Genomic DNA, 26,425 nt, shown 5'->3' with positions numbered 1-26,425 from the left:
GCGGGCAAATCCTGAAATTGGGGCTGGACCGTAACACTACAACAGAAGCGCGCGCGGATCAGCCCAGGGTATCCTCGAACCAGTTCAGGATGCCGTCCAGGCCGCAGACGTTCAACGCGCGGCCGGTCTGTTCGCGCACCACCGGCTTGGCGTGGTAGGCCACGCTCAGGCCGGCGAGCCCGAGCATCTTCAGGTCATTCGCGCCATCGCCCACGGCGATCGCGCGCGCCAGCGGCGCGCCGTGGCGCTGCGCGAACTCGCGCAGGTGCCGTGCCTTGGCGTCCGCGTCCAGGATGGCGCCCTGTACCTTGCCCGTGAGCCGGCCATCCTCCACTTCCAGCGTGTTGGCGTGCGCTTCGTTCAATTGCAGCCGCTGCTGCAGGCGGCTGGTGAACCAGGTGAAGCCGCCCGATACGAGCAAGGTCTTCAAGCCGAGCCGGTGCGCCGCCAGCAGCAGCCGTTCGGCGCCCGGGTTCAGCCGCAGCCTTTCCACGTAGACCTGCTCCAGCGCTTCCAGCGGCAGCCCCTGGAGCAACGCCACGCGGCGGGTCAGGCTTTCGCTGAAATCCGCGATCTCGCCGCGCATGGCGGCCTCGGTAATGGCCGCCACCTGCGGCTTGAGGCCCGCCATGTCGGCGATCTCGTCGATGCACTCGATGTTGATCAGGGTCGAATCCATGTCCATGGCCAGCACCTTCCAGTCGGCCAGCCGGGCGCCGGGCTCGACGTAGGCCCAGTCGATGCGGGCCTCCTGGCAATAGGCGGCGACCCGGGCGCGCGCCGCGGGCGTGCCGTTGGCCTCGGTCAGGCGGACGGCGCCGGGCGCGAGCTCGACGATCCGTCGGGCATGGGCCAGGGCCGAGACGTGTTCGATGTCTGCCTGGGCGAGGTCGGGGGCCTGGATAACGAGATGGGTCATGGCTAGGAGATGGGAATGGGTAACGGGTTCAGACCAGCGAGCGCAGCACCGTGCGCACGGCGTCCACGCGTGCCTTCAGGTCGGCGCCCTTGATCTCGATGCGCAGCTTGTCCTGGCCCGACAGGCGCATGTGCCGGTTCTTCTGGACCAGGCTGATGACGCGCATCGGGTCGATGGGTGGATTGGGCTCGAACTGCAGCACGGCGGCGGATTCGCTGGCGTCGATCTTGATCACGCCCACCGACTTGGCCGCCAGGCGCAGCCGGTGGATCTCGATCAGGGCGCGCGCCGCGTCGGGCAGCTTGCCGAAACGGTCGATCAGTTCTTCCTGGATCGTGTCGATGTCGGCGGCGTCGTCGCAGTTGGCCAGGCGCTTGTAGATCGTCAGGCGCGCATGCACGTCGCCGCAATAGTCCTGCGGCAGCAGGGCGGGCACGTGCAGGTTGATCTCGGTAGTGGCCGACAGCGGGGCATTCAGGTCGGGTTCGCGGCCGTTCTTCAGGGCCCGGACCGCCTCGTTCAACATGTCGGTGTACATCTGGAAGCCGACTTCCTGGATATTGCCCGACTGCGATTCGCCCAGCACCTCGCCCACGCCGCGTATTTCCAGGTCGTGCATGGCCAGGTAGAAACCCGAGCCCAGCTCCTCCATGGCCTGGATGGCTTCCAGGCGCTTCTTGGCGTTGCTGGTGATGGCGTCCTCGCCGGGCGTCAGCAGGTAGGCATAGGCCTGGTGGTGGGAACGGCCGACGCGGCCGCGCAACTGGTGCAACTGGGCCAGGCCGAAGCGGTCGGCGCGATGCAGCACGATGGTGTTGGCCGTGGGCACGTCGATGCCGGTCTCGATGATGGTGGTGCACAGCAGCACGTTGTATTTCTGCTGGTAGAAGGCCTTCATGACCTGCTCCAGCTCGCGCTCGGGCATCTGCCCATGGGCGACCGCGATGCGCGCTTCGGGCACGAGTTCCTCGAGCTTGGCACGGCGGTTGTGGATGGTCTCGACCTCGTTGTGCAGGAAGTACACCTGACCGCCGCGCTTGAGTTCGCGCAGCAGGGCCTCGCGTATGGTGCTGCCGTCCTCGCGCCGCACGAAGGTCTTGATCGCCAGCCGCTTCTGCGGCGCGGTCGCGATGACCGAGAAATCGCGTATGCCTTCCAGCGACATGCCCAGGGTGCGGGGGATGGGCGTGGCGGTCAGCGTCAGCACGTCGACCTCGGCGCGCAGCGCCTTGAGCGCTTCTTTCTGGCGTACGCCGAAGCGGTGTTCCTCATCGATGATGACCAAGCCGAGGTTCTTGAACCTGACCTTGTCCGACAGCAGCTTGTGCGTGCCGATCACGATATCGACCCGGCCGTCGTTGATCTGTTCGATGGACGTGCCGATTTCCTTGGCGGACTTGAAGCGGGACAGCTCGACCACCCGGACCGGCCAGTCGGCGAAGCGGTCGGCGAAGTTCTGCGCGTGCTGCTCGGCCAGCAGGGTGGTGGGACACAAGAGCGCGACCTGCTTGCTGTTGGCCACGGCTATGAAGGCGGCGCGCAGCGCCACCTCGGTCTTGCCGAAGCCCACGTCGCCGCACACCAGGCGGTCCATGGGCTTGCCCGAGGTCATGTCCTGGATCACGGCCTGGATGGCGGCGGCCTGGTCCGGCGTTTCCTCGAAGCCGAAGGATTCGGCGAAGGCCTCGTAGTCGGACATGGGCAGCTTGAACATGTGGCCCTGGCGCAGCGCGCGGCGGGCATACAGGTTCAGCAGCTCGGCGGCGGCGTCGCGCGCCTGGGCGGCGGCCTTGCGGCGGGCTTTCTCCCACTGGCCGGAGCCGAGCTGGTGCAGTGGCGCGGTCTCGGGGTCGGCGCCGCTGTATCGCGCGATCACGTGCAACTGCGACACCGGCACGTACAGCGTGCTGCCGCCGGCGTATTCCAGGTGCAGGAACTCCATCTCGCCTTCGCCGATGTCCATGCTGACCAGCCCCTGGTAGCGGCCGATGCCGTGCTGGACGTGGACGACGGGGTCGCCCACGCGCAGCTCGGACAGGTCGCGCACCATGGACTCGACGTTGCTGGCCCGCTCCTGTCCGCGTTTGCCGCGGCGGATGGCATGGCCCGCGAACAGGTCGCTCTCGGTCAGGAACAGCAGGTGCGCGTCGCTCAGGCCGAAGCCCGAGGACAGCGGCGCGATGCCTATGGCGAACGAGGCGGTCCGGCCCAGGAAATCCTGCACGGATTCGACCGGTTCGGGGTCGAGTCCGAACTCGGCCAGCATCTGGGCGATGGTCTCGCGGCGGCCGGCCGATTCGGCGCACAGCAGCACCCGCTGGTCCCGCCGCTCCGTCAGCGCGCGCAGGCGCGCCACCGGGTCATCGGCCTTGCGTTGCACCGCGACCTCGGGCGGCGCGGTGAAGGCCGGGTGGGGACGATCGCCGGCCAGGGCCAGGCGGGCGAAGCGTTTCAGGTGGCCGAACAGCCCGTCCGTGTCCAGGAAGATCCGGGACGGAGGCAGGATGGGGCGTTCGCGGTCGCTCTTGAGGAATCCGTAGCGGCTGGAGGTGTCCTGCAGGAAGCGCCGGATGGTGTCCTCGGCGTCGCCCAGCGTGACCGCGATGGTCTGCTCGCCCAGATAGTGGAACAGCGTGGCGGTCTCGTCGAAGAACAGCGGCAGGTAGTATTCGACGCCGGGAAAGGCGATGCCGTTGCCGATGTCCTTGTAGGGCGTCGCGCGCGAGGGATCGCCCTCGAATTCCTCGCGGAAGCGCGCGCGGAATTCGTTGCGCGCGGTTTCGTCCATCGGGAACTCGCGGCCCGGCAGCATCTGGATCTCCTTGACGGGATACAGGCTGCGCTGGGTGTCGATGTCGAAGCTGCGGATGGACTCGATGGTGTCGTCGAACAGGTCCAGCCGGTAGGGCAGGGCCGAGCCCATGGGGAAAAGATCGATCAGGCTGCCGCGGATGCAGAACTCGCCGGGCGCGGTCACCTGCGTGACGTGCGTATAGTTGGCCAGCGTCAGCTGCGCCCGCAGCGCGGCTTCATCCAGCCGGTCGCCCTGTTTGAACGAGAACGTGTAGGCGGCCAGGAACGCGGGCGGGGCCAGCCGGTACAGCGCGGTCGTGACCGGTATCGTCAGCACGTCCACGTCCTGGCGCAGCAGGGCGTGCAGGGCCTTCAGGCGCTCGGAGATCAGGTCTTCGTGGGGCGAGAAGGCGTCGTAGGGGAGGGTTTCCCAATCGGGGAACTGGTGCACCCGCAACCCGGGGGCGAACAGGCGGATTTCCTCGGCCAGGCGCTGGGCGTCGAGCGGGTCGGCCGTCAGCACCGCCAGCGGCTTGCCGGCGCGGCACGCCAGGTCGGCCAGCAGCCAGGCGTCGCCGCCACCTGGCGGGCGTGGCTGGGCGTAGCGTTCGCCGGGTTTGAGCGCGGCCAGCAGGGCTTGCGTCAACGCCGAGGGCAGGCAGGCTGCGGGCGTGCTGGCGGAAGAGGAAGGCGTGGAAGCAGTGCTGGCTGGCAGGGACATCGGTTTCGCGGGAAGAGCGTCGCCCAGGGGCCGGCGCGGGCGTGGCGGCAATTCCGTATTATAGAAGCCATGAGACCGATTTCCCGATTGATCGCCATCGTTCCGGCCGGCGGCATGGGTGCGCGCGCCGCTGATCCGGCAGCGGATCCGGAGGCCGCCGCGCCCGTGCCGCCCAAGCAATACCGGCTGTTGGCCGGCCAGCCCATGTTGCGCCACGCCGTCCAGGCACTGTTGCGCGACGACCGCATCGGCCAGGTGGTGGTGGCGGTCGGTCCGGACGATGCCCGGGCCGGCGCCGCGCTGGAGGGGCTGCCCCGCGTGGCCTGCCTGCCCTGCGGCGGCGCCACGCGCGCCGACACCGTCACCAACGCGCTGGCGCGCTGCGGGGCCGAGGCCGACGACTGGGTCCTGGTGCATGACGCCGCGCGACCGGGCCTGCCGCCGGCGGTGCTGCGGGCGCTGATCGACGCCTGCCTGGACGACGAGGTGGGGGGGCTGGTGGCCATGCCCGTGGCCGACACCATCAAGACCCAGGGCGGTGGCGGCGTGCCCCGCGTGGCCGGCACCGTGCCCCGCGACGGGCTGTGGCAGGCCCAGACGCCACAGATGTTCCGGGCGGGCCTGCTGCGCCGCGCGCTGGCCCACGCCGCGGTGCGGGGGCTGGCCGTGACCGACGAGGCGAGCGCGGTCGAGGCGCTGGGGCTGGCGCCCCGCCTGGTGGCGGGTACGCTATCGAATTTCAAGGTGACCTGGCCCCAGGATTTCGCCTTGATGGAAAAATTGCTGGACCAGGTATGAGCAAAGACAAGGACATCGATCCCACCACCTATCCCTACCGCATCGGGCAGGGCTTTGACGTACACGCCCTGGTCGAGGGCCGGCCGTTGATCATCGGCGGGGTCCGGATCGAGCACACGCACGGCCTCCTGGGCCATTCCGACGCCGACGTGCTGCTGCACGCGGTCACCGACGCGATCCTGGGCGCGGCGGGGCTGGGCGACATCGGACGCCACTTTCCCGATACCGATCCCGCCTATGCCGGCGCCGACAGCCGGCTGCTGCTGCGCACCGCGATGCAGCGGGTGCGCGAGGCGGGCTGGCAGGTGATCAACATCGATGCGACGGTCCACGCCCAGGCGCCCAAGATCGGCCCCCACGCGCCAGCCATGGTCGCCAATATCGCCCAGGACCTGGGCGTGCCAGGGGCCTGCGTCAACATCAAAGCCAAGACCAACGAGGGCCTGGGTTTTCTGGGCCGCAAGGAAGGTATTGCCGCGACCGTCGTCGCGATGCTGGCGCGCAAGCCCGATCCCTTTCTGTACAAGGACCTGTACGCGGGGGATTGATCCGGCTTCCGATCGGATCGATGGCCGGTTGCCGACGGCGATGGACGTCAAAAGGGGGCGGTTTTCGTCCCGCGTGCGCGGGATGTCCGCGCACTTTGACGGAGGCGAACAGCGAGGAACGAATTACCCCGGCTCGTTTGACACACTTTTAAAATTACCTGTAGAATTCAATTCTTTGCTGCACAAACAGCAGGCGCGTAGCTCAGTTGGTTAGAGCACCACCTTGACATGGTGGGGGTCGTTGGTTCGAATCCAATCGCGCCTACCAGATTGAAAAAAGGCCCCATCCGTTCGGATGGGGCCTTTTGTTTTCGGTGGGGCAATAGTTGAAATGGCGGTTCACGTAATTGCCGCTCACCAGCCTCTTGTCTGGTGGCTCCTGGGAGGCGTCACGCTGCGCGACCTGAGGCGCCTCAGCCGCGGGCGTCCCAGGCGGGGGCGCGAAACCAGTCGATCAGGAATTCCAGGAAGACACGCACGCGCGCCGGCAAATGCCGGCTGCCGGGAACGATGGCGCTGATTTCCAGTTCGGTCGGCACGTAGTCGCGCATGATGTGAACGAGACGGCCCTGGGTCAGATCGTTGGCCACCATGTAGGTCGGATGCATGGCGATGCCGTGTCCCACCAGGGCGGCGTGCCGCAGGGCCTCGCCGTAGTTCGAACGTATGCTGCCTCCCACGCGTACGCTGTGCCTGCCTTCGGGGCTGGTGAAGTCCCAGCACCTTGTCGGCGACTTGAGGCCGTGCACCAGGCAGTTGTGTTGCTTGAGCTCGTCCGGCGTGGTGGGTGAGCCATGGCGTTGCAGATAGCTGTCGGCGGCGACCAGCACTTGGGGGGCCTTGGCCAGCCGGTAGGCAACGTGGCTGGAGTCCTTGAGCAGGGGGGCGATCCGGATCGACAGGTCCAGGCCTTCTGCGATCAGGTCGGCCTCGCCGTAGTCGCACGACAGGTAGAAATCCACGTCGGGGTGTTGCTGGGAGAACGCGGCGGTGGCCGGCGCCAGGTGGACCGAGCCGAAGGAAGGCGGTGCCCCCACGCGCAGGATGCCCTTGGCCTCGCTGGAAGAACGCCGCACGAGAAAATCGATATGCTCGATGTTCGCCAGCAGGTCAGGCGCGTTCTCCAGCAGCGTTCGCCCGGATTCGGTCAGCGCCACGCTCTTGGTCGTGCGCGCCAGCAACTGGACTCCCATGCTGCGTTCCAGCCACGCGACATGCTTGGTGACGTTGCTGCGGGCGATGCCCAGCCGGTTGGCCGTGGAAGAGAAACTGCGGCTGCGCGCGACTTCGACGAAGATCGCGATGCACTTGAGTTTGTCCACGGCGCATTGATTCCAATTCGAGAATGACGTTTTCTTCGCTGGATTCTAGTCGCTGCCCTGCAAAGTTGCTAGATTCTGCGGCGATGGCACGCATGGGCGCGGGCCATGACTGTTCTCGATATGAGCCCGGCGTTTCCCTGACTCCAGCCGATGTCCGGGACGACGATTTTCCGAAGGGAGTTCGACCATGTGGAATCCTCTGCGCATCGCGGCCCTGGGCGTGGCCGTATTGGGGTGCGTCTCCTCCGTCGCCGCGGCCGCGGCGTATCCCGAGCGGCCGATACGGCTGATCATTCCCTTCAGCCCCGGCGGGGGCACGGACACCTTCGGGCGGATCCTGGCCGAAGGTATGCAGGCTGAACTCGGCCAGCCGGTCGTGGCCGAGAACAAGCCGGGAGCGGGCGGCAACATCGGCGCGGACCTGGTCGCCAAGAGTCGCCCCGACGGGTATACGCTACTGCTCGCCCAGGACAGCCTGACCACGGTGCCCTGGCTTTATCGCGCGTTGTCCTTCGACCCGATGAAGGACTTCGAACCCATCGGCATCGGCGTATTCATGCCCATGGTGCTGGTGTCGACCAATTCCCTGCAGGCCGGAACGGTCAAGGAACTGGTGGCCTATGCCCGCAGTCATCCGAACGGTTTGTCCTATGGTTCACCCGGGGTAGGCACCGCGCATCACCTGAACTTCGAGGCGCTGCTGGACAAGACCGGCACCCGGATGGTCCACGTTCCCTACAAGGGCGCGGCCGGGATGAATACCGATCTCGCATCGGGCAATGTGCAGGTTGCCTTCACGGCGCTCAGCACGGCGCTGCCCATGATCAAGGGCCAGCGCATTCGCGCCATTGCCGTCGCGCAGAAAGAGCGTGCCGATCTGCTGCCGGACGTGCCGACGATGGACGCCGACGTGCCGGGCTATACCGCGCGTGTCTGGTTCGGGCTGTCGGCGCCGGCCGGAACGCCGGTCGCGGTGCTGGACCGGTTGTCGGAGTCCTTGCGCAAGGTGATGGCGCGCGAGGAAACGAAGAAGCGTCTGGTTGACATCGGTTATGTCGTGACCCCCACCACCCGCGACGGCATGCGCAGGATCATGCAGGACGAATACGATAAATGGGGCAGGCTGATCAAGGACCTCGGCATCACCCTGGAGCAATGAAAGGAGACACGCCATGCAGAACGTAGAAGAGATCATCGCGCGGGACATCGCGTATCCTCCCGATTTCGGCAGCCCGACCTCGCTTGCGATGCGCGCCGGGGACACGCTGTACATCTCGGGCATGATCGCCTGGGACGCGGAACGCCGCATCGTCGGCCGCGCCGACCCGCGCGAGCAGACGCGGCAGGCGCTCGAGAACATGCGCAAGATCCTTCGGGCCGCCGGAGCGGATTTCGATCGCATCATGAAGATCACCTTCTACCTGACCGACATCCGCGACAAGGCAGCGGTATGGGATGAGCGCAAGGCGCTGTTCGGCGACAGCCGTCCGGCTTCCACCCTGGTCGAGGTCTCGCATCTGGTCGATCCGCTGGCGCTGCTGGAAATCGACGCGGTGGCCTATCTCGGGCCGCGCTGACGCCGATCATGCATGGGCGCGCGATGCGCCCCACGAAAAGGCCCGGCACGACACATCGTGCCGGGCCTTTTCGTTTCCTCGAACATTGATGAGCGTGTTCAAAAATCGTGGAATTTACGCCACCTATCCGCTAGCATGGGACCGAAGCGGCCGCTCTCAGGGAGCCGGCCGCGCCGCCTGGCCCAGCGTAGCCAGGCACATCCAAGGAGGAGTCCATGATCGAGTTCATGCTCAATGGCAAGCAGGTGTCGGCCGACGTTGCCGACGACAAGCCCCTGCTGTGGGTGCTGCGGGAAGATTTCCAGCTCACCGGGACCAAGTTCGGTTGCGGCATGGCGCAATGCGGCGCCTGTACCGTGCATTTCAACGGCCAGGCCACGCGTTCGTGCGTGCTGCCGGCGGCGGCGGTGAAGGGGGCCTCGGTCACCACGATCGAGGGGGTGATGGATACCCGCGCCGGCCAGGCATTGCGCCAGGCGTGGATCGCGCACCAGGTGCCCCAGTGCGGCTACTGCCAGTCGGGGCAGATGATGACCGCCACTGGCATGCTAGCGGGCGCGGACGGACCTATGTCGCGGGAACAGGTCCTGGAGGGCATGGCGGGCAACCTGTGCCGCTGCGGGACCTATAACCAGATCGCCGACGCGGTGGTCAGCGTCGCCCAGAAACCCGCGGCATAGGGGGCGCCATGGAAACGAACAAGTTTACGCGCCGCGCTTTCATCGCCGGATCGGGCGCGGCCGCGGTGGGCGTCGTGCTGGGAGGCTGGAGCGCCGCGCGCGGCCTGAGCGGCCTGTTGCCGGAGGCGGCGGCCGCCACCGCCAGTTTCAGTCCGGTGGCCTGGGTTGCGCTGTCGCCGGACAACACCGCCGTGGTTTATTCGCCCGCCTCGGAAATGGGGCAGGGCACGATGACGGCGATTCCACTGATCCTGGCCGAGGAAATGGAACTGGACTGGAGCTCCGTCCGGGTCGAGCAGGCGCCCGCGGATCCCAGGCGGTTCGGCAATCCCGGCTTCGGCGGCGCGATGGTGACGGGTTCCTCGCGCACGGTGAAGGGCTATTACGAGGCGCTGCGCCTGGCCGGGCTGCAGGCCCGGCTGGTGCTGGCACAGGCCGCCGCCGGGAAATGGGGCGTGCCGGCGGCCGAGATCCGTGCCGAGCGCAGCACCCTGATCCATGCGCCCAGCGGCCGCCGCATGACCTACGGCCAATTGGTCGAGGAGGCGCGCGCGCCGCAGTCGCTGCCCAAGGTGGACAAGAGCATGCTCAAGCCCATGTCCGCCTTCACCCTGATCGGCAAGGAGCTGCCGCGCGTGGACGTGCCGGACAAGTCCGGTGGCGGCGCCCGGTTCGGCATCGACGTGCGCCTGCCGGGCATGCTGTGGGCCGCGGTGCTGCACACGCCGGTGCAGGGCGAGCAGCCGCTGGAGGTCAAGGACGCGGCGGCGCTGGCGGTTCCGGGTGTTCGCAAGGTGATTCGCCTTCCGGGCGGGGTGGGGGTGGTGGCCGACTCCTTCGTCACGGCCCGCAAGGCGCGCGAACTGCTGGAGGTGAAATGGAGCGAGCAGGCCAAGGCCCGTTCGTACGACAGCGAGGCCGCGCTGGCGGAGTTCGCCGCGCGGGCCGAACGCCTGGACGAGGCGGGCGCGGTCTGGCACAAGCACGGCGACGCGGCGGCCAGGATCGCCGGGGCGGCGCGCGTCTTCCGCGCCACCTACACCACCGACCACGTTGCCCACGTAACCATGGAACCCATGAACTGCACGGCGCGCGCCCAGGGCGACGCCATCGAGATCTGGGTGCCCTCGCAGTCGCCGTCGGGGGTGATCGGCACCGTGGCCGCGGGCGCGGGCTACAAGCCCGAGAACATCAAGGTCCACATCACGTTGCTGGGCGGTGGCTACGGCCGGCGCGCCGAGGCCGACTACAGCCTGCATGCGGCGCTGCTGGCCAAGGCCATGCCCGGCGTGCCCATCCAGGTCATCTGGACCCGCGAGGATGATTTCCTGCGGGCCCGGCCGCGTCCGATGACAGCCCAGCATCTGGTGGCCGGTGTCGACGCGCAAGGGCGCATCGTCGGCTGGCGCCATCGCCTGGTGTCCGAGAGCATCATGGCGCGGACGGCGGCGGCGGCCTATGAAAAATCGGGCGGACGGGATTCGCCCGTCATGGAAGGAGCCGATGGCGTCTATGGCATCGCCGACCAGTTGATCGAACATGGCCGCGAACAGCGCGGCGTGGACGTCAGCTTCTGGCGGGCCGTGGGGGCGGGCTACACGAAGTTCTCCATGGAGTCCCTGATCGACGAGATCGCCACGGCCTCGGGCAAGGATCCATTGCAATACCGGCTGGACCTGACGGCCGGCGAGCCCAGGGCGCAGGCGGTGTTGCGCGAGGCCGCCGCGATGGCAGGCTGGGGGCAGAAACGGCAGGCCGGGCGCGAGCTGGGCCTGGCTTTCTCGGATGCCTGGAATACCTTCATCGCGATGGTGGCCGAGGTGTCGCTGAGCGAGGGCCGGCCGGTGGTGCATCGCATCTGGGCCGCGGTCGATTGCGGCCATGCGATCAGTCCGGCCAACATCCGGGCCCAGGTCGAGGGCGCCGCGTTGTTCGGGCTGTCGGCGGCGCTGGGCGAGCGTCTGGTCTACAAGGGCGGACAGGTGCAGCAGCACAACCTCGATACCTATACGCTGCTGCGGGCCAACCAGGCACCGGCGGTGCAGGTGACGGTCATGCCAACCGATCATGCGCCGGGCGGCATGGGCGAGGTCGGCTTGCCGCCCGTGGCTCCGGCGGTGGCCAATGCGGTGGCCCGGTTGAGCGGCAAGCGATTGCGCAGCCTGCCATTTCCGCAAATCACCTAGGGCCGGCTGATACGGGAAGGAGCCTCGCGCAGGCGGGCGGGGCGGCGGGCCTCGTCCGGGCGGCATCGCGCCGCCCGGGGCCGGGCTCAGCCCTCCATCGCCTTCTTCTTCCACAGTTCCCAGGGGCGGAACATCACCCCGGCCATCATGGTGTCGGCCTTCGAGGCTTCCTCTTCGTCGAGGTAGGTGATGTCGCCGCCCAGGCCGATGGCCTTCTGCTGCAGGGCCGCGTTGGTCTCGGTGTACATCGCGCGATACACCGCGATACGCACGTCGCCGCCGACGGTGACGAAGCCGTGGCCGCGCATCAGCGAGATGTTCTGCTGGCCAAGCGTCTTCGCCAGTTCTTTCCCGTGTTCGCGGTTGCGCACCAGCAGGTCGGTCGCGCCGAAACAGCAGCGGATGTCGAACACGGGCGCGCCGCCCGACAGGAAGCCGGCCATGTGATAGATGGGCCGCAGCCGCACCGACGAACTGGCGAACGGGATGACCGACGGCGAGTGGCTGTGGACGACCGCGTTCACATCGGGCCGGGCGCGGTAGATCTCGCCGTGGATGTAGCGTTCGAGGTAGGGCGTGCGCGTTTCGCCGGCCATCGGCTCGGACTCGGCATCGAATTCCATGATGTCGGCGGCGGTGACCAGTTCCGGCGCGAGCGAGCGCGACAGCAGGAAATGGCCGGGCCGCTCGGGGTGGCGGACGCTGACGTGGCCGAAGCCGTCCAGCACGTTGTACTTGGCCAGTACCCGGTTGGCGACGACGAGGTCGTCGATCAGCTGTTGCAGCGTGCCGGCCGCGGCCGGGGAAGAAGTGGACATGGCGATACCTGACGAGGTGTGGATGAAAGGGGCGGGGGCCGGCGCGGCGGCTATTCCAGCTTGATGTTGGCCCGCTTGGCCAGTTGCGCGTACATGGACAGGTCCTTGTCCACCTGCCGGCTCATGCCGTCGGCACCCAGGGCGTCGACTTCGTAGTAGCGCGACTGGAAGTCCTGGCGCAGCTTGGGATCCTTGAGCGTGGCGAGCACCGCCTGCTCGATGCGGCCGCGCACGTCGGCCGGCGTGGCCGCCGGCGCGAACAGCCCGAACCAGACGCTGATGTCCAGGTCCTTGAACTCCGGCGTTTCAGCGATGGCCGGCACCTCGGGCATGAACGACAGGCGCTTGGCCGAGGCGACGCCCAGCATGCGCAGTTTGCCGGTCTTGGCATGGGGCGCCATGTTGGGGATGGTGCTGAACAGGATGGGAACCTGGTTGCCCAGCGCGTCGCTGACCGCCGGGGCGCAGCCGTTGTAGGGCACATGCACCATGTCGACCCTGGCGCCCTGGTTGAAGGCCTCGCCGGCGAAGTGCTGGGGCGAACCGTTGCCGCAGGAAGAGTAGTTGGCCTTGCCGGGGTTCGCGCGCAGATGGCCGACGAGTTCGGCCACGGTCCGGGCGGGATAGCCGCTGTTGACGCCGACGGCCACCGGCGAGGATACGAGCTGGGCGATCGGCCGCAGGTCCTTCCTGGCGTCGTAGCCCTGGGTGAAGTTCAACGCCGCGTTGATCGTCATGGTGCTGTTGGTCAGCAGCAGCGTGTAGCCATCGGCGGCGGCACGCGCGACGTAGTTGGCGCCGATGTTGCCCGAGGCCCCGGCGCGGTTGTCGACGATGACTGTCTGGCCGTTCAACTGGCCGGCGATGTTCGTGGCCAGCAGGCGCGCCACGGTATCGGCGCCGCCGCCGGCCTGGAACGGCACGACGATGGTGATCGGGCGGGACGGATAGGCGCCCGGCTGGGCGTGCGCCGATGGGGCCAGGGCCGCGAGGGCGAGTGCAAGGAAGGCCCGGCGGGGGCGGGGCATGCTCGGGGTCATGGTGGTGTCTCCTGTCTTCGCCGGCGGGGGCGTGCCGGCGGCAATGGTATGTGCAGCGGAGTGTATGGATCGATTTACGTCGAATCAATCTCGATTGCATAATCGATGTATTGCTGATTCACCGGGCTCCCCCGGCCCGCAACCCACCATGGATCCAACGGAAAACGGCGCGGCCGGACAGGCCTGGGCCGCAGGCGGTTTCGTCGACTCGAAGGAAGCGTGCCGCCTGCTCCAGGTCAAGGCCGCCACGCTGTACACCTATGTCAGCCGCGGCCTGCTGCATCCGGTCGCGCAGCCGGGCCGCAAGACCCGCCTTTACCTGCGCGACGAAGTCGAGGGGCTGCGAACGCGCAGCCAGGCCCGAATGGGGCATGGTGCCGTGGCGGCGACGGCGCTGCGCTGGGGGCAGCCGGTAATCGACACCGGCATCACGGAAATCACGCCGGCCGGACCGCGCTACCGGGGGCGCCTGGCGGCGGACCTGGTCGAATACCCGGGGGCGTTCGAGAATGTGGCCGAGCTGCTATGGACCGGCGTGCTGCCCGAGGGCGCCAGTATCTGGCCGGCCCAGCCTCTGCCGACCCGCGCCCGCCGCGCGCTGGCCGCCTTCTCGCCGGAGCCGGGCGAGGCGCCGCGCATGGTCCGGGTGTTCCAGGCAGCGGCGCTGGCCCTGGGCGGCGGTTCGGTGGACGAGGAGGTGCGCGGGGGCGGGGCCGTCCCGGCGGCGCGGGAGCTCGTGCTGGCGTTCGCCGGCTGCTGTGGCCTGCTGTCCGGCCCGCGCCGCCACCGGGCGCCGGCCGGCGCCAAGCCGCTGGCCCAGCACCTGGCCGAAGCCATGGGCAAGGAGGCCGCTCCCGACCTGCTGCGGGTGCTGAACGCCATGCTGATCCTGAGCGCGGACCACGAGCTGTCGCCGCCCACGTTCAGCGCGCGTATCGCCGCCTCGGTCGGCGCCGAGCTCCATGCCTGCGTGGGGGCGGCGCTGGCGGCCCTGTCCGGCACGGGCCTGGCCGGCGGATGCGACCGCATCGAGGACACGCTGGCCGCCGTCCGCTCTCGCGGCCAGCTCGACGCCTGGGTGGCGCGGGTGGTGCGCGACCGCGCTCGCTCGTCGGCCTTCGGCATCGAATCCTATCCCCAGGGGGACCCGCGGGCGGCGCTGCTGATAGGCATGGCGCGCGCGCACCCGCGCCCCGGCCGCCGCGCCGGGACGCTGCTGCGCTTCCTGGACGAGGTCCAGGCCCGGGTAGGGGTGCCACCCCGGATCGAGCTCGGCCTGGTCGCGGCCTGCGCGGCCTGGGACCTGCCGCCCGGCGCCGCCAGCGCGCTGTGGGCCATGGGCCGGACCTCGGGCTGGATCGCCCATGCGCTCGAACAGAGACTGAACGGCTTCTTCCTGCGCCCGCGCGGGCAGTTCCACGCTGGGCCGCAAGGGGGCGCTGTGCTAAAATCCCAGGCAACGTAGACCCTTACTGCAACACGAACGGACAGCGGCATGCGCGTCATTTCCATGCTCGATCGAACTACCTCGGGGAACATCGCCGGCTAGCCGCGTTGGTTTCCTGGATCGCATCGTCCGTTCCCGCCGGGCCCCTGGGCCCGGGATCCTGCAGAAAGCAAGAAACGCGGCCCGGTGCCGCGTTTTTCGTTTCAGGTTCGTCCCAGGGTTTTTCTCCATCTCTTTCGAGGTCGCTTCAATGATCAAGGTAACGCTGCCCGATGGTTCCCAGCGTGAGTTTCCGGCCCCCGTCACGGTGGCAGACGTCGCCGCGTCCATCGGCGCCGGGCTGGCCAAGGCCGCCCTGGCCGGCCGGGTCACCTACGAAGGCAGCGAGTCCACCCTGGTCGATACGAGCCACACGATAGACCGCGATGTCCAGTTGGCCATCATCACCGGCAAGGACGCCGACGGGCTCGACCTCATCCGCCATTCGACGGCGCACCTGCTGGCCTACGCGGTCAAGTCGCTGTTCCCCGAGGCCCAGGTCACCATCGGTCCGGTCATCGACAACGGCTTCTACTACGATTTCTCGTACTCGCGGCCGTTCACGCCCGAGGACCTGGCCGCCATCGAGAACAAGATGCTGGAGCTGGCCAGGAAGGACGAGATCGTCACGCGCGAGGAGTGGAAGCGCGACGACGCGGTGGACTTCTTCAACTCGATAGGCGAGAAGTACAAGGCCGAGATCATCGCGTCCATCCCGGACAACCAGACGATTTCGCTGTACCGCGAAGGCGATTTCATCGACCTGTGCCGCGGCCCGCACGTGCCGTCCACCGGCAAGCTCAAGGTGTTCAAGCTGATGAAGGTGGCCGGCGCCTATTGGCGCGGCGACAGCAAGAACGAGATGCTCCAGCGCATCTACGGCACGGCCTGGGCGAAGAAGGAAGACCAGGATGCCTACCTGACGATGCTGGAAGAGGCCGAGAAGCGCGATCACCGCAAGCTGGGCCGCGAGCTGGACCTGTTCCACTTCCAGGACGAAGCGCCGGGGCTGGTGTTCTGGCACCCCAAGGGCTGGACGATCTGGCAGCAGGTCGAGCAATACGTGCGCGGCGTCTACCGCGACAGCGGCTACCAGGAGGTCAAGGCGCCGCAGATCCTGGACCGCTCGCTGTGGGAAAAGACAGGACACTGGGACAACTATCGGGACAACATGTTCACGACGGAGTCCGAGAACCGCTACTACGCGCTCAAGCCCATGAATTGCCCGGGCCACGTGCAGATCTTCCGCGCCAACCTGCATTCCTATCGCGACCTGCCGCTGCGGTACGGCGAATTCGGCCAGTGCCACCGCAACGAGCCCTCGGGGGCGCTGCACGGGATGATGCGTGTGCGCGGCTTTACGCAGGACGACGGCCACATCTTCTGTACCGAGGACCAGATCCTGGACGAGTGCGTGGCCTTCACGGCGCAGCTGCAGCGCGTCTACCGCGACTTCGGCTTCACCGACATCCTGTACAAGATCGCCACGCGGCCGGAAAGCCGGATCGGGTCGGACGAGGTCTGGGACAAGGCCGAGCAGGCACTGATCGAAAGCCTGCGCCGTTCCGGCTGCGAGTACGAGATCAGCCCGGGCGACGGCGCCTTCTATGGACCGAAGATCGAGTACACGCTGAAGGACGCCATCGGCCGCCACTGGCAGTGCGGCACGATCCAGGTGGATTTCTCGATGCCTGGCCGGCTGGGCGCCGAGTACGTGGACCAGCACGACCAGCGCGTGACCCCCGTCATGCTGCACCGGGCGATCCTGGGTTCCATGGAACGTTTCATCGGCATGCTGATCGAGAACTTCGGCGGGGCCATGCCGCCCTGGCTGGCGCCGGTCCAGGCCGTCGTCTGCAATATTTCGGAATCCACGGCCGAATACGCCCAAAGTGTCGCGCAAACCCTGAAAAAACAAGGGTTTAGAGTGGAATCGGATTTGCGTGGTGAAAAGATCACCTATAAAATCCGGGAGCACAGCTTGCAAAAAATTCCCTATATCCTCGTGGTGGGGGAAAAAGAACGGCAAGCTGCATCGGTGGCCGTACGCGCCCGCGGCGGCATCGACCTGGGGGTTCTCCCGATCGATGTGTTTTCGTCGCGGCTCGCTGCCGACGTGGCCGAGCGCCGGAATCCGGAAGTCCCCGCCAATCCGTCTTGATCGCGTGGTTGGCCGTTCCGGGGCCCGGGCGCGGTCCGTGCCGGCGGCTGGGTGTGCCGCAGGCGGCCGTTTCAATCAAATTCAGGAGTTTTAGACATCGCTACCGACAAGCCGAATCGCATCAATGGTGAAATTACCGCACTTGAGGTGCGCCTGATTGGGGTCGACGGCGAACAGCTTGGCATCGTCAAGCTGGCCGAAGCAGTCAGGCTTTCCGAACAGAGTGATGTGGATCTGGTAGAAATTGCCCCGAACGCGCAGCCTCCGGTCTGTCGCCTGATGGATTACGGCAAGTTCAAGTACCAAGAGCAGAAGCGTCAGCACGAAGCCAAGCTCAAGCAGAAGATCATCCAGGTCAAGGAAGTCAAGTTCCGTCCCGGCACCGACGAGGGCGATTACCAGGTCAAGCTGCGTAATCTGCGCCGGTTCCTGGAAGAGGGCGACAAGGCCAAGGTCACGCTGCGCTTCCGCGGCCGCGAAATGGCCCACCAGGAACTGGGGATGCGCGTGCTGGAGCGTGTGCGCGACGATCTGGTCGAGATCAGCGCGGTCGAAGCGATGCCCAAGCTGGAAGGACGCCAGATGGTGATGGTGCTGGCTCCCAAGAAGAAGGCGCTGCCGGTCGGCAAGGGCGCAGCGGGCGAATAACGCGGTATAATCGTGGGTTTTCCGGGATGGCCGTGCCCTTTGTGGGGGCATCCCGGCGAAAATCCTGGTGCGAAATTCCTGGCACCGGGCAATCCGGCTTCTTTGCGGCGCCTTCAAATCCATCAGGCGGGGTGAACCCCGCGCTGGCGGTGCGTCGCAGGGACCCGGAACAGGGAAAACAAGTGAATGCGGGTCGTCAAGTCCGGCAGGATATCGTCGGCACCCGTGAGCATGTAAACGTACAGGAAGCAGTCATGCCTAAGATGAAGACCAAGAAAAGCGCCGCCAAGCGCTTTAAGGTCCGCGGTAGCGGTTCCATCAAGCGGGGCCAGGCGTTCAAGCGCCACATCCTCACGAAGAAAACCACCAAGAACAAGCGTCAGTTGCGCGGTTCCACCGCGGTCCACGAGGCCGATGTGAAATCCGTGCGGGCAATGATGCCGTTTGCCTGATCCCAACCCGCTGATATTGGAGTTTTCAAATGCCTAGAGTCAAACGTGGGGTAACCGCCCGGGCCCGCCACAAGAAAGTCATCAGCGCCGCCAAGGGATACCGTGGCCGCCGCGGTAACGTCTTCCGCGTCGCCAAGCAGGCGGTCATGCGCGCCGGCCAGTACGCCTATCGCGACCGCCGTGCCAAGAAGCGCACCTTCCGCGCGCTGTGGATCACGCGTATCAACGCCGCCGTCCGCGAGCATGGCGTGTCGTACAGTGTGTTCATCGCCGGCCTGAAGAAGGCTGCGATCGACCTGGACCGCAAGGTGCTGGCCGACCTGGCTGTGCGCGACAAGGCGGGTTTTGCCGCGATCGTGCAGCAAGTCAAGAACGCCCTGGCCGCCTGAGCTCGCTAGCGACGCCCACGGGCGCGGCCGGATGCCGGCCACGCCCGGTCGAGCGCCGCGAGCCACGAGTGCAACACCCGAACGGGGCTTCTCTTGAAGCCCCGTTCGTGTTTGTGGCGACCCATTTTTTTCCTATTGATACGAATCCGCCATGTCCCAGAATCTGGACGATCTGATACGCCAAGCCGGGGAGGCCTTCGCGGCCGCGTCCGACCCCAACGCGCTCGAGAACGAAAAGGCCCGGTTCCTGGGTAAGCAGGGCGCGTTGACGGCGCTGCTCAAGGGGTTGGCCAGCCTGACGCCGGAGCAGAAGCGCAGCGAGGGAGCGCGCATCAACGAGGCCAAGGGCCGGATCGAGGCGTTGTTGAACGAACGTCGCCAGGCGCTGGCCGACGCCAGGCTGAACGCTCGCCTGGCCGAAGAAACCATCGACGTCACGCTGCCCGGCCGCGGCCGCAGCCGGGGCGGCATCCACCCGGTCATCCGCACCTGGGAGCGGATCGAGCAGATTTTCCGTTCCATCGGCTTCGACGTGGCCGATGGTCCCGAGATCGAGAACGACTGGACCAATTTCACGGCGCTGAACAATCCCGAGAACCATCCCGCCCGGTCGATGCAGGATACGTTCTACGTCGACATGAAGGACGACAAGGGCCTGCCGCTGCTGCTGCGCACGCATACCAGCCCGATGCAGGTGCGCTATGCGCGCGCCCACCAGCCGCCCATCAAGGTGATCGCCCCCGGGCGGACCTACCGCGTCGACAGCGATGCCACGCATTCGCCCATGTTCCACCAGGTCGAGGGCCTGTGGATAGACGAGAACATCTCGTTCGCCGACCTGAAGGGCGTCTATACCGATTTCCTGCGCGCCTTTTTCGAGACCGACGACCTGGTGCTGCGTTTCCGCCCGTCGTTCTTCCCGTTCACCGAACCGTCGGCCGAGATCGACATGATGTTCACCTCCGGCCCCAACAAGGGCCGTTGGCTGGAGATCTCCGGCTCGGGACAGGTGCACCCTGCGGTGGTGCGCAACTTCGGCCTGGATCCGGAACGCTACATCGGCTTTGCCTTCGGCTCCGGCCTGGAACGACTGACGATGCTGCGCTACGGCGTGAACGACCTGCGCCAGTTCTTCGAAGGCGATCTGCGCTTCCTCAAACAATTCAATTGAAGGAGGCCCCCCCCTACGCGCTCACGCGCGCCCCCCAGGGGGCGAAACCGGCGGACCGGCAAAACCGGATCCACCCGCATCGCCCCCTGGGGGGCGCGCGAAGCGCGTAGGGGGGGGATCTAGACACATGCAATTCCCCGAATCCTGGTTGCGGGCGCTGACGAATCCCGCCATTTCGACCGACGAACTGGCCCATCAATTGACCATGGCCGGCCTCGAGGTCGAGGAAGCCGAACCGGTGGCGCCGGCCTTCAGCGGCGTGGTGGCGGCCCAGGTGCTGGCGCTCGAGCCGCATCCCAATGCCGATAAGCTGCGCGTGTGCAAGGTCGATGCGGGGCAGGGTGAGCCCTTGCAGATCGTGTGTGGCGCGCCCAACGTGGCGGTCGGCATGAAAGTGCCGCTGGCCACCGTGGGGGCCCGCCTGCCTGGCGACATCAAGATAGGCGTGGCCAAGATGCGCGGCGTCGAATCCGCCGGCATGCTGTGTTCGGCGCGCGAACTGGGCCTGTCGCAGGACCATGCCGGCCTGCTTGACCTGGGCCCGGAGGCGACGGTCGGCATATCCGTGCGCGACTGGCTGCAACTGGACGATACGGTCTTTACTCTCAAACTCACCCCCAACAAGGCGGACTGCCTGTCGGTGCTGGGGGTGGCGCGCGAAGTCTCGGCCCTGACCGGCGCACCGCTGGCCGCGCCAAGGCTGGACCCGGTGGCGGTCGCCATCGACGACCGTGTCCCGGTGACCGTGCATGCGCCGGACCTGTGCGGCCGCTACGTGGGGCGGGTCGTCCGCGGTGTCGACGCGTCGGCTTCCACGCCGGAATGGATCAAGCGGCGCCTCGAGCGCGCCGGCCAGCGCTCGATTTCCGCGTTGGTGGACATCTCCAATTACGTCATGCTGGAACTGGGCCGCCCCAGCCACGTGTTCGACCTCGCCAAGGTGCATGGCGGCCTGCACGTGCGCTGGGGTCTGCCGGGCGAGCAAGTGCTGCTGCTGAACGGCCAGACCGTCGAGGTGGACGGGCAGGTCGGCGTGATCGCCGACGACAACGGCCCCGAGTGCCTGGCCGGGATCATGGGCGGCGAGGCCACCTCGGTGTCCACCGAGACCCGCGACATCTATCTCGAGGCCGCCTTCTGGTGGCCCGCCAGCATCGCCGGCCGCGCGCGCCGCTACAACTTCAGCACCGATGCCAGCCACCGCTTCGAGCGCGGCGTGGACTACGCCAACATCCCCGCCGACCTGGAATACCTGACCAGCCTGATCGTGCAGGTCTGCGGCGGCCAGGCAGGCCCCGTGGACGACCAGATCGTCAACCTGCCCCAGCGCCAGCCCGTGCGCCTGCGCGTGGCACGTTGCCACAAGGTCCTGGGCGTGGACGTGCCGGAAGACGAGATCGCCGACATCTTCACCCGCCTGGGGCTGCCCTTCGTGCGGGAACCCGGTGCGTTCGTCGTGACTCCTCCTTCCTTCCGCTTCGATATCGAGATCGAGGAAGACCTGATCGAGGAAGTCGCGCGCGTGCACGGCTTCGAGCGCATCCCCGACCTGCCGCCGCTGGCGCGGGCCGCGGTCAGCGCGGTGCCGGAAGAGCGCCACACTTTCCACGCGCTGCGCCACACGATGGCCGACCTGGACTACCAGGAGGTGATCAATTTCAGCTTCGTGGAAGCAGAGTGGGAACGCGATTATGCGGGCAACCCGGATCCCATCCGCCTGCTCAATCCCATCGCCAGCCAGTTGTCCGTCATGCGCAGCAGCCTGATCGGCGGCCTGGTGGCCAACGCCCAGTACAACGTGAACCGCAAGACCAGCCGCGTGCGGGTGTTCGAACTGGGCCGGGTCTTCTGGCGCGACGCGGGCGTGGCCGATGGTCCGCTGACGGTGGCGGGCGTGAACCAGCCCATGCGTCTTGCCGGCCTGGCCTACGGGCCGGCGGTGGAAGAGCAGTGGGGAACGCAGACCCGGCAGGTCGATTTCTACGACGTGAAGGCGGACGTGGAGGCCCTGCTGGCCGGCGGGGCCAGCGAGGCGCCGCGCTTCGTGCCCGACACGCATCCGGCCCTGCATCCCGGCCGCGGCGCCCGCATCGTCATCGACGGCGAGACCGTCGGCTGGATAGGCGAACTGCACCCGCGCTGGCTGCAGCGCGCGGAACTGCCGCACGCTCCCGTGGTATTCGAGCTGGATGCCGATCGCATCGCCGTCCGTCCGCTGCCCGCGCTGCGCGAGATCTCGCGCCAGCCGGTGGTGATCCGCGACCTGGCGCTGTGGGTGGCCGAGGCGGTGACGGCGCAGCAGATGTTGGACACGGTGCGCCATCTGGTGGCCAGGGAGCCTGAACTGGCAGTCGTCCAGGATGCACGGATTTTCGATGTTTGGCGGGATAAGTCCTTGTTAGAAAAGGAAAAAAGCCTTGCCTTCCGCTTCTGGCTACAGGATACTTCGGTAACCCTGGACGACGCCCGAGTCGAGGCGTGCCTGGCCCGTATCCGCGCCGCGCTGGAATCCGAGCACGGTGCGCGGTTGAGGGTTTGATACCGCTTTCCATCCGTGTCTATGCATTCTCTCGTTTCCGATAGCTACGCTTCCCCGGACGCGTTCGACGCCGATTCCGACTCCGACCTGCCGCAGGGCGGAGTCGATTCGCGTACCCTGACCAAGGCCGAACTGGCCGACCTGCTGTTCGAGCGGGTCGGCCTGAACAAGCGCGAAGCCAAGGACATGGTCGAAACCTTCTTCGAGGAAATCCGCGACGCGCTGGAACGCGGCGACATGGTCAAGCTATCGGGCTTCGGCAACTTCCAGGTGCGCAACAAGCCGCAGCGGCCGGGACGCAATCCCAAGACGGGCGAGGAAATCCCCATCGCCGCCCGCCGCGTCGTCACCTTCCATGCGAGCCAGAAGCTCAAGAGCATGGTCGAACAGGTCGCGTTGCGCGAACAGAATCCGTCCTGAGAGGTCTTATGGCGCGCATCGAGCCCCCCGTCGTTCTTCCGCCCATTCCCGCCAAGCGCTATTTCACGATAGGCGAGGTCAGCGAGCTGTGCGGTGTCAAGCCGCATGTGCTGCGCTACTGGGAACAGGAGTTCACCCAGCTCAAGCCCATCAAGCGACGGGGCAACCGCCGCTACTACCAGCATCACGAAGTGCTGTTGATCCGCCGTATCCGCGAACTGCTGTACGAGCAGGGCTTTACCATCAGCGGCGCGCGCAACCGGCTGGACGAATCCCGGGCGCACGCGGACGACACGCCCCAGGTGGCGCTGGTCTCCATCGAAGAGCCCGAGCTGCAGGCCATCCGGGCGGAGCTGGCCGATATCGTCGGCCTGTTGCAGTCCGCCCGCGAGACCAGCCTGGTCCGCTAGGGGTCATCCCTCCTTGTTTCCACGCGTCTCAGGCCTCCCAGGCCGGACGCGGGTCCGTCCGTATCGGATAGCGGGCAATGGCCTGCCCGCATCGCTCGCGAGGACATGCGCCGGCGTCGGCGAGCGCGCTCAGCGCGGCCAGGACAATGTGGAAACGATCGACCTCGAAGAACTGGCGCAGGGCGCCCCGGGTATCGCTGCGGCCAAAGCCGTCCGTTCCCAGCACCGTCATCCGCGCGGGGCAATGGGGCGCGATCAGCGACGGCCAGGCGCGGACGTAGTCGCTCGCGGCCACTACGGGAGCGTTGCCCGCCAGGCATTGCTCGACGTGGCTGCGCCGCGAGGGCTGGTCCGGATGCAGGCGGTTCCAACGTTCGACGTCGCGCGCGTCCCGGGCCAGTTCCGCGTAGCTGGTCGCGCTCCAGGCCTCGCTGGCGATGCCCCAGTCTGCGGCCAGCAGTTCGCCGGCCGCAATGACTTCGCGCAGGATCGCGCCGGACCCCAGCAGGCGTATCGCGGGCTCGCCCTGGCCGTGGGTGATGTGCCGGTAGAGCCCTTTGATGATGCCTTCATGGGTATCGGGCGGCAGGCTGGGCTGGGGGATGCTCTCGTTGACCAGCGTGAGGTAGTAGAAGACGTCTTCCTGGCGTTCGAGCATGGCCCGCATGCCGTGGTCGATGATGACGGCGACCTCGGACGCGAACGCGGGATCGTAGGCCCGGCAATTGGGGACGGCCGCCGCGGCCACCAGGCTGGCGCCGTCCTGGTGCTGCAGGCCTTCGCCGCCGAGCGTGGTGCGGCCGGCGGTGGCGCCCAGCAGGAAGCCGCGGGCGCGCTGGTCGGCGGCCGCCCAGATCAGGTCGCCCACACGCTGGAAACCGAACATGGAATAGTAGATGTAGAACGGCAGCATCGTCGTGCCATGCACGGCGTAGCTGGTGGCCGCCGCGGTCCAGGAACTGATCGCGCCGGCCTCGCTGATGCCTTCCTCCAGGATCTGGCCGTCCATCGCCTCGCGATAACTCAGCACCGAGCCGATGTCCTCGGGTTCGTAGCGTTGGCCCACGCTGGAATAGATGCCGATCTGCCGGAACAGCGCCGCCATGCCGAAGGTGCGCGCCTCGTCGGCCACGATGGGCACGACGCGCGGGCCGAGCAGGTCATCCTTGAGCAGGCCGGTCAGTAGGCGCACGAAGGCCATGGTGGTCGACATTTCCTTGCCATCGGCCTGGAGGGCAAAGGAGGCATAGCGATCGAGCGGGGGGATAGAAACCGCCTCCGCACGCGGCGAGCGGGCGGGCACGGGGCCACCCAATGTGCCGCGCCGGTCATGCAGGTAGCGGATCTCGGCACTGTCCGCGCCGGGATGGAGGAAGGCCAGGGATGCGGCCTGCTCGTCGCTCAGCGGCAGCGAGAAACGGTCGCGGAAGGCGATCAGTGCGTCGCGGTCCAGCTTCTTCTGCTGGTGGGTGGTCATCTTGCCCTGGCCCGCCTCGCCCATGCCGTAGCCTTTCTTGGTCTGGGCCAGGATGACGGTGGGGCGCCCGGTGCTGCGGGCGGCCGCGTGATAGGCGGCATGGATCTTCACCAGGTCGTGGCCGCCGCGGCGGAGCCGGTCGATCTCTTCGTCGGTAAGGCCCTGCGCCAGCAGGGCGAGTTGCGGGTCCTGGCCGAAGAAGTGGTCGCGGTTGAAGCGGCCATCCTTGGCCGCGAAGGTCTGCAACTGTCCGTCCACCGTCCGCGCGAAGGCCCGCCGCAGGGCGCCGCCGGCATCCCGGGCGAACAGGCCATCCCAGTCCGATCCCCACAGCAGCTTGATCACGTTCCAGCCGGCGCCGGCAAACAGGGCTTCGAGTTCGTCGACGATGCGGCCGTTGCCTCGCACCGGGCCATCGAGCCGCTGGAGATTGCAGTTCACCACCCAGACCAGGTTGTCGAGCCCTTCGCGGGCCGCCAAGGTCAGCGCCGACATGCTTTCGGGTTCGTCCATCTCGCCGTCGCCGAAGATGCCCCACACCTTCCGGCCACTCGTGTCGAGCAGGCCGCGATGCGCCAGATAGCGCATGAAGCGGGCCTGGTAGATGGCGTTGATGGGTCCGATGCCCATCGAGCCGGTGGGGAATTGCCAGAAATCGGGCATGAGCCAGGGATGGGGGTAGCTGGACAGGCCGCGGATGCCTTGTGCCCGGGCGGTGATCTCCTGCCGGTAGTGCGCCAGGTCGGCCTCTTCCAGGCGGCCTTCCAGGAAGGCTCGGGCGTAGATGCCCGGCGCGGAATGCGGCTGGCAGAACACCAGGTCCGCCTGGCTCGCGGGGCCGCCCCGGAAAAAGTGATTGAAGCCGACCTCGAACAGATCGGCGGCGCTGGCATAGCTGGCGATGTGGCCGCCCAGCTCGCCGTGAGCGAGGTTGGCGCGGACGACCATGGCCAGCGCATTCCAGCGCATCAGCGCGGCCAGCCGTTCCTCGATGGCGAGATCGCCGGGGAAGGGGGGCTGCGCCTCGACGGCGATGGTGTTGACGTAGGGAGTATTGCGCGGCGGGCGCCAGCCGATCGCCGGATCGCTGGCCGCCTCGGCCAGCATGTCGAGGATCTGTCGCACGCGGCCCGGGCCGTTTGCCTCCAGCATCGAGCTCAGGGCGTCCCGCCACTCGGCGGTTTCCACGGGGTCCGGGTCGACCGGCGGGCCGTCCTGCCGCGCCAGGTGCCGGGATTCGTCGTACATGCGTGCGCCTCCTCGTCTTGTCATGAAAAATTCTACGCTTGAAGGCTCGGCATTTTTCTCTGAAAATTCTGGAGAAAATGCGATTGAGCGGCAGAAAATTCTTTCAAACTGGGGAGATGAAGCATGATTGGTCTCGATGACATCGACCGGCGCATCCTTGCCGAGCTGCAGGCCGATGCCAGCATCTCCAACGTAGAACTGGCGCGCCGGGTGCATTTGTCGCCATCGCCATGCCTGACGCGCGTCAAGGCCCTGGAGGCAGCCGGCCTGATCCGCAGGTACGTCGCCTTGCTCGACCCGCAGCAACTGGGCCTGCACCTGAACGTCTTTATTTCCATCAGCCTGAAGCAGCAGAATCGCAAGGCGTTGCAGGCGTTCGAGGACGCCATCTGCGCCCGCGAGGAAGTCATGGAGTGCTACTTGATGACGGGGGACGCCGACTACCTGCTTCGGGTAGCCGTGCCAGACATGCAGGCACTGGAGAGTTTCATCCTGGAACAGCTTTCGCCTATCGCCCAGGTCGAGAAGATCCGTTCGAGCTTCGCGCTCAAACAGGTGCGCTACAAGACCGCGCTGCCGCTGCGGGCGGCAGTGGCGCGCTAGCGGCGCCCAGCGGGCGCGG

The 26,425-nt window shown here is 67.1% G+C and carries 23 protein-coding genes and 1 tRNA gene; 18 read left to right on the top strand and 6 right to left on the bottom strand.

Features of this window, described 5'->3' with window-relative positions; translation table 11 throughout:
• Positions 1-58 precede the first annotated feature (58 nt).
• Together serB and mfd are read right to left on the bottom strand one after the other, a co-directional pair.
• A complete protein-coding gene (gene serB, locus AC1Q6E_RS04015) occupies positions 59-919 on the bottom strand; it encodes a phosphoserine phosphatase SerB (protein ID WP_492572242.1) in 861 nt (286 codons plus the stop codon).
• A gap of 28 nt (positions 920-947) precedes the next feature.
• Positions 948-4,433: a transcription-repair coupling factor gene (gene mfd, locus AC1Q6E_RS04010; protein WP_492572241.1), complete on the bottom strand. Its 3,486-nt coding sequence runs from the start codon at positions 4,431-4,433 to the stop codon at positions 948-950.
• Positions 4,434-4,502: 69 nt separating this feature from the next.
• On the opposite strand from mfd, the gene ispD reads away from it, so the two are divergent.
• The 3 genes from ispD (at position 4,503) to AC1Q6E_RS03995 (ending at position 6,047) form a co-directional block, all read left to right on the top strand.
• Positions 4,503-5,231 carry a 2-C-methyl-D-erythritol 4-phosphate cytidylyltransferase gene (gene ispD, locus AC1Q6E_RS04005; RefSeq protein ID WP_492572240.1) on the top strand — a complete coding sequence of 243 codons (729 nt, stop codon included), beginning with the start codon at positions 4,503-4,505 and terminating at the stop codon, positions 5,229-5,231.
• Positions 5,228-5,779 (top strand): 2-C-methyl-D-erythritol 2,4-cyclodiphosphate synthase, encoded by a 552-nt coding sequence (gene ispF, locus AC1Q6E_RS04000; RefSeq protein WP_152796590.1) that lies wholly within the window; start codon positions 5,228-5,230, stop codon positions 5,777-5,779. Before ispD ends, ispF begins: the two co-directional genes overlap by 4 nt.
• A 191-nt stretch (positions 5,780-5,970) precedes the next feature.
• A tRNA-Val gene (locus tag AC1Q6E_RS03995) sits at positions 5,971-6,047 on the top strand.
• Positions 6,048-6,192: 145 nt separating this feature from the next.
• On the opposite strand, the gene AC1Q6E_RS03990 is transcribed toward AC1Q6E_RS03995, so the two are convergent.
• Entirely contained in the window at positions 6,193-7,101 is a 909-nt protein-coding gene (locus tag AC1Q6E_RS03990; RefSeq protein WP_296556469.1) for a LysR family transcriptional regulator, read from the bottom strand.
• A gap of 187 nt (positions 7,102-7,288) precedes the next feature.
• Here AC1Q6E_RS03990 and AC1Q6E_RS03985 point away from each other — a divergent pair, with 187 nt between their 5' ends.
• The 4 genes from AC1Q6E_RS03985 to AC1Q6E_RS03970 all read left to right on the top strand — a co-directional run bounded on the left by AC1Q6E_RS03985 (position 7,289) and on the right by AC1Q6E_RS03970 (position 11,544).
• A complete protein-coding gene (locus AC1Q6E_RS03985) occupies positions 7,289-8,260 on the top strand; it encodes a Bug family tripartite tricarboxylate transporter substrate binding protein (protein WP_492572239.1) in 972 nt (323 codons plus the stop codon).
• A gap of 13 nt (positions 8,261-8,273) precedes the next feature.
• The gene (locus tag AC1Q6E_RS03980) at positions 8,274-8,678 is read left to right on the top strand and encodes a RidA family protein (RefSeq protein ID WP_152796586.1); all 405 of its coding nucleotides are present in this window, start codon (positions 8,274-8,276) and stop codon (positions 8,676-8,678) included.
• Between the two features lie 215 nt (positions 8,679-8,893).
• Positions 8,894-9,358 (top strand): (2Fe-2S)-binding protein, encoded by a 465-nt coding sequence (locus AC1Q6E_RS03975; RefSeq protein ID WP_152796584.1) that lies wholly within the window; start codon positions 8,894-8,896, stop codon positions 9,356-9,358.
• Positions 9,359-9,366: 8 nt separating this feature from the next.
• Complete coding sequence (locus AC1Q6E_RS03970) at positions 9,367-11,544, top strand: xanthine dehydrogenase family protein molybdopterin-binding subunit (RefSeq protein WP_152796582.1); 2,178 nt, start codon at positions 9,367-9,369, stop codon at positions 11,542-11,544.
• Between the two features lie 86 nt (positions 11,545-11,630).
• On the opposite strand, the gene AC1Q6E_RS03965 is transcribed toward AC1Q6E_RS03970, so the two are convergent.
• A complete protein-coding gene (locus AC1Q6E_RS03965) occupies positions 11,631-12,362 on the bottom strand; it encodes a class II aldolase/adducin family protein (RefSeq protein WP_152796580.1) in 732 nt (243 codons plus the stop codon).
• Positions 12,363-12,412: 50 nt separating this feature from the next.
• Positions 12,413-13,402: a tripartite tricarboxylate transporter substrate binding protein gene (locus AC1Q6E_RS03960; RefSeq protein WP_152796578.1), complete on the bottom strand. Its 990-nt coding sequence runs from the start codon at positions 13,400-13,402 to the stop codon at positions 12,413-12,415.
• 148 nt (positions 13,403-13,550) lie between these two features.
• Between AC1Q6E_RS03960 and AC1Q6E_RS03955 the strand changes: the two genes are divergently transcribed.
• From AC1Q6E_RS03955 to AC1Q6E_RS03915, 9 genes are all read left to right on the top strand, one after another.
• The gene (locus AC1Q6E_RS03955) at positions 13,551-14,867 is read left to right on the top strand and encodes a citrate synthase (RefSeq protein ID WP_492572238.1); all 1,317 of its coding nucleotides are present in this window, start codon (positions 13,551-13,553) and stop codon (positions 14,865-14,867) included.
• A 232-nt stretch (positions 14,868-15,099) separates the two neighbouring features.
• Positions 15,100-17,049, top strand: coding sequence for a threonine--tRNA ligase (gene thrS / locus AC1Q6E_RS03950; protein ID WP_152796574.1), 1,950 nt, complete (start codon positions 15,100-15,102; stop codon positions 17,047-17,049).
• A gap of 96 nt (positions 17,050-17,145) precedes the next feature.
• Complete coding sequence (gene infC, locus AC1Q6E_RS03945) at positions 17,146-17,697, top strand: translation initiation factor IF-3 (RefSeq protein ID WP_492572350.1); 552 nt, start codon at positions 17,146-17,148, stop codon at positions 17,695-17,697.
• Positions 17,698-17,951: 254 nt separating this feature from the next.
• Positions 17,952-18,149 carry a 50S ribosomal protein L35 gene (gene rpmI, locus AC1Q6E_RS03940; protein WP_087840245.1) on the top strand — a complete coding sequence of 66 codons (198 nt, stop codon included), beginning with the start codon at positions 17,952-17,954 and terminating at the stop codon, positions 18,147-18,149.
• A gap of 29 nt (positions 18,150-18,178) precedes the next feature.
• The gene (gene rplT / locus AC1Q6E_RS03935; protein ID WP_087779861.1) at positions 18,179-18,538 is read left to right on the top strand and encodes a 50S ribosomal protein L20; all 360 of its coding nucleotides are present in this window, start codon (positions 18,179-18,181) and stop codon (positions 18,536-18,538) included.
• A gap of 151 nt (positions 18,539-18,689) precedes the next feature.
• Positions 18,690-19,709, top strand: coding sequence for a phenylalanine--tRNA ligase subunit alpha (gene pheS, locus AC1Q6E_RS03930; protein WP_492572237.1), 1,020 nt, complete (start codon positions 18,690-18,692; stop codon positions 19,707-19,709).
• 127 nt (positions 19,710-19,836) lie between these two features.
• The gene (pheT, locus tag AC1Q6E_RS03925; protein WP_492572236.1) at positions 19,837-22,248 is read left to right on the top strand and encodes a phenylalanine--tRNA ligase subunit beta; all 2,412 of its coding nucleotides are present in this window, start codon (positions 19,837-19,839) and stop codon (positions 22,246-22,248) included.
• 21 nt (positions 22,249-22,269) lie between these two features.
• Complete coding sequence (locus AC1Q6E_RS03920) at positions 22,270-22,668, top strand: integration host factor subunit alpha (RefSeq protein WP_296556501.1); 399 nt, start codon at positions 22,270-22,272, stop codon at positions 22,666-22,668.
• An 8-nt stretch (positions 22,669-22,676) separates the two neighbouring features.
• Positions 22,677-23,078: a MerR family transcriptional regulator gene (locus AC1Q6E_RS03915; protein ID WP_152796568.1), complete on the top strand. Its 402-nt coding sequence runs from the start codon at positions 22,677-22,679 to the stop codon at positions 23,076-23,078.
• 28 nt (positions 23,079-23,106) lie between these two features.
• Here AC1Q6E_RS03915 and mdeB read toward each other — a convergent pair whose 3' ends face one another.
• Positions 23,107-25,803 carry an alpha-ketoglutarate dehydrogenase gene (gene mdeB / locus AC1Q6E_RS03910; RefSeq protein WP_492572235.1) on the bottom strand — a complete coding sequence of 899 codons (2,697 nt, stop codon included), beginning with the start codon at positions 25,801-25,803 and terminating at the stop codon, positions 23,107-23,109.
• Here mdeB and AC1Q6E_RS03905 point away from each other — a divergent pair.
• Positions 25,802-25,930 (top strand): hypothetical protein, encoded by a 129-nt coding sequence (locus AC1Q6E_RS03905; RefSeq protein ID WP_296556485.1) that lies wholly within the window; start codon positions 25,802-25,804, stop codon positions 25,928-25,930. The two genes, mdeB and AC1Q6E_RS03905, sit on opposite strands and share 2 nt — an antisense overlap.
• A complete protein-coding gene (locus AC1Q6E_RS03900; RefSeq protein WP_152796565.1) occupies positions 25,927-26,406 on the top strand; it encodes an Lrp/AsnC family transcriptional regulator in 480 nt (159 codons plus the stop codon). Before AC1Q6E_RS03905 ends, AC1Q6E_RS03900 begins: the two co-directional genes overlap by 4 nt.
• Positions 26,407-26,425 lie beyond the last annotated feature (19 nt).

The sequence above is a fragment of the Pigmentiphaga sp. MLSB6-MA01 genome (assembly GCF_058793475.1).
Note: the sequence above shows the minus strand (reverse complement) of the source record. Positions and strands in the feature narration are given on the sequence as shown.

Excerpts from the sequence above, each read along its gene's own strand:
- pheS (WP_492572237.1), top strand. The coding sequence starts at position 18,690 with ATGTCCCAGAATCTGGACGATCTGATACGCCAAGCCGGGGAGGCCTTC.
- rpmI (WP_087840245.1), top strand. The coding sequence starts at position 17,952 with ATGCCTAAGATGAAGACCAAGAAAAGCGCCGCCAAGCGCTTTAAGGTC.
- AC1Q6E_RS03980 (WP_152796586.1), top strand. The coding sequence starts at position 8,274 with ATGCAGAACGTAGAAGAGATCATCGCGCGGGACATCGCGTATCCTCCC.
- mfd (WP_492572241.1), bottom strand. The coding sequence starts at position 4,433 with ATGTCCCTGCCAGCCAGCACTGCTTCCACGCCTTCCTCTTCCGCCAGC.
- thrS (WP_152796574.1), top strand. The coding sequence starts at position 15,100 with ATGATCAAGGTAACGCTGCCCGATGGTTCCCAGCGTGAGTTTCCGGCC.
- rplT (WP_087779861.1), top strand. The coding sequence starts at position 18,179 with ATGCCTAGAGTCAAACGTGGGGTAACCGCCCGGGCCCGCCACAAGAAA.
- AC1Q6E_RS03955 (WP_492572238.1), top strand. The coding sequence starts at position 13,551 with ATGGATCCAACGGAAAACGGCGCGGCCGGACAGGCCTGGGCCGCAGGC.
- AC1Q6E_RS03905 (WP_296556485.1), top strand. The coding sequence starts at position 25,802 with ATGCGTGCGCCTCCTCGTCTTGTCATGAAAAATTCTACGCTTGAAGGC.
- AC1Q6E_RS03975 (WP_152796584.1), top strand. The coding sequence starts at position 8,894 with ATGATCGAGTTCATGCTCAATGGCAAGCAGGTGTCGGCCGACGTTGCC.
- AC1Q6E_RS03965 (WP_152796580.1), bottom strand. The coding sequence starts at position 12,362 with ATGTCCACTTCTTCCCCGGCCGCGGCCGGCACGCTGCAACAGCTGATC.
- AC1Q6E_RS03900 (WP_152796565.1), top strand. The coding sequence starts at position 25,927 with ATGATTGGTCTCGATGACATCGACCGGCGCATCCTTGCCGAGCTGCAG.
- ispD (WP_492572240.1), top strand. The coding sequence starts at position 4,503 with ATGAGACCGATTTCCCGATTGATCGCCATCGTTCCGGCCGGCGGCATG.
- AC1Q6E_RS03985 (WP_492572239.1), top strand. The coding sequence starts at position 7,289 with ATGTGGAATCCTCTGCGCATCGCGGCCCTGGGCGTGGCCGTATTGGGG.
- serB (WP_492572242.1), bottom strand. The coding sequence starts at position 919 with ATGACCCATCTCGTTATCCAGGCCCCCGACCTCGCCCAGGCAGACATC.
- mdeB (WP_492572235.1), bottom strand. The coding sequence starts at position 25,803 with ATGTACGACGAATCCCGGCACCTGGCGCGGCAGGACGGCCCGCCGGTC.
- ispF (WP_152796590.1), top strand. The coding sequence starts at position 5,228 with ATGAGCAAAGACAAGGACATCGATCCCACCACCTATCCCTACCGCATC.
- pheT (WP_492572236.1), top strand. The coding sequence starts at position 19,837 with ATGCAATTCCCCGAATCCTGGTTGCGGGCGCTGACGAATCCCGCCATT.
- AC1Q6E_RS03915 (WP_152796568.1), top strand. The coding sequence starts at position 22,677 with ATGGCGCGCATCGAGCCCCCCGTCGTTCTTCCGCCCATTCCCGCCAAG.
- AC1Q6E_RS03920 (WP_296556501.1), top strand. The coding sequence starts at position 22,270 with ATGCATTCTCTCGTTTCCGATAGCTACGCTTCCCCGGACGCGTTCGAC.
- AC1Q6E_RS03970 (WP_152796582.1), top strand. The coding sequence starts at position 9,367 with ATGGAAACGAACAAGTTTACGCGCCGCGCTTTCATCGCCGGATCGGGC.
- AC1Q6E_RS03960 (WP_152796578.1), bottom strand. The coding sequence starts at position 13,402 with ATGACCCCGAGCATGCCCCGCCCCCGCCGGGCCTTCCTTGCACTCGCC.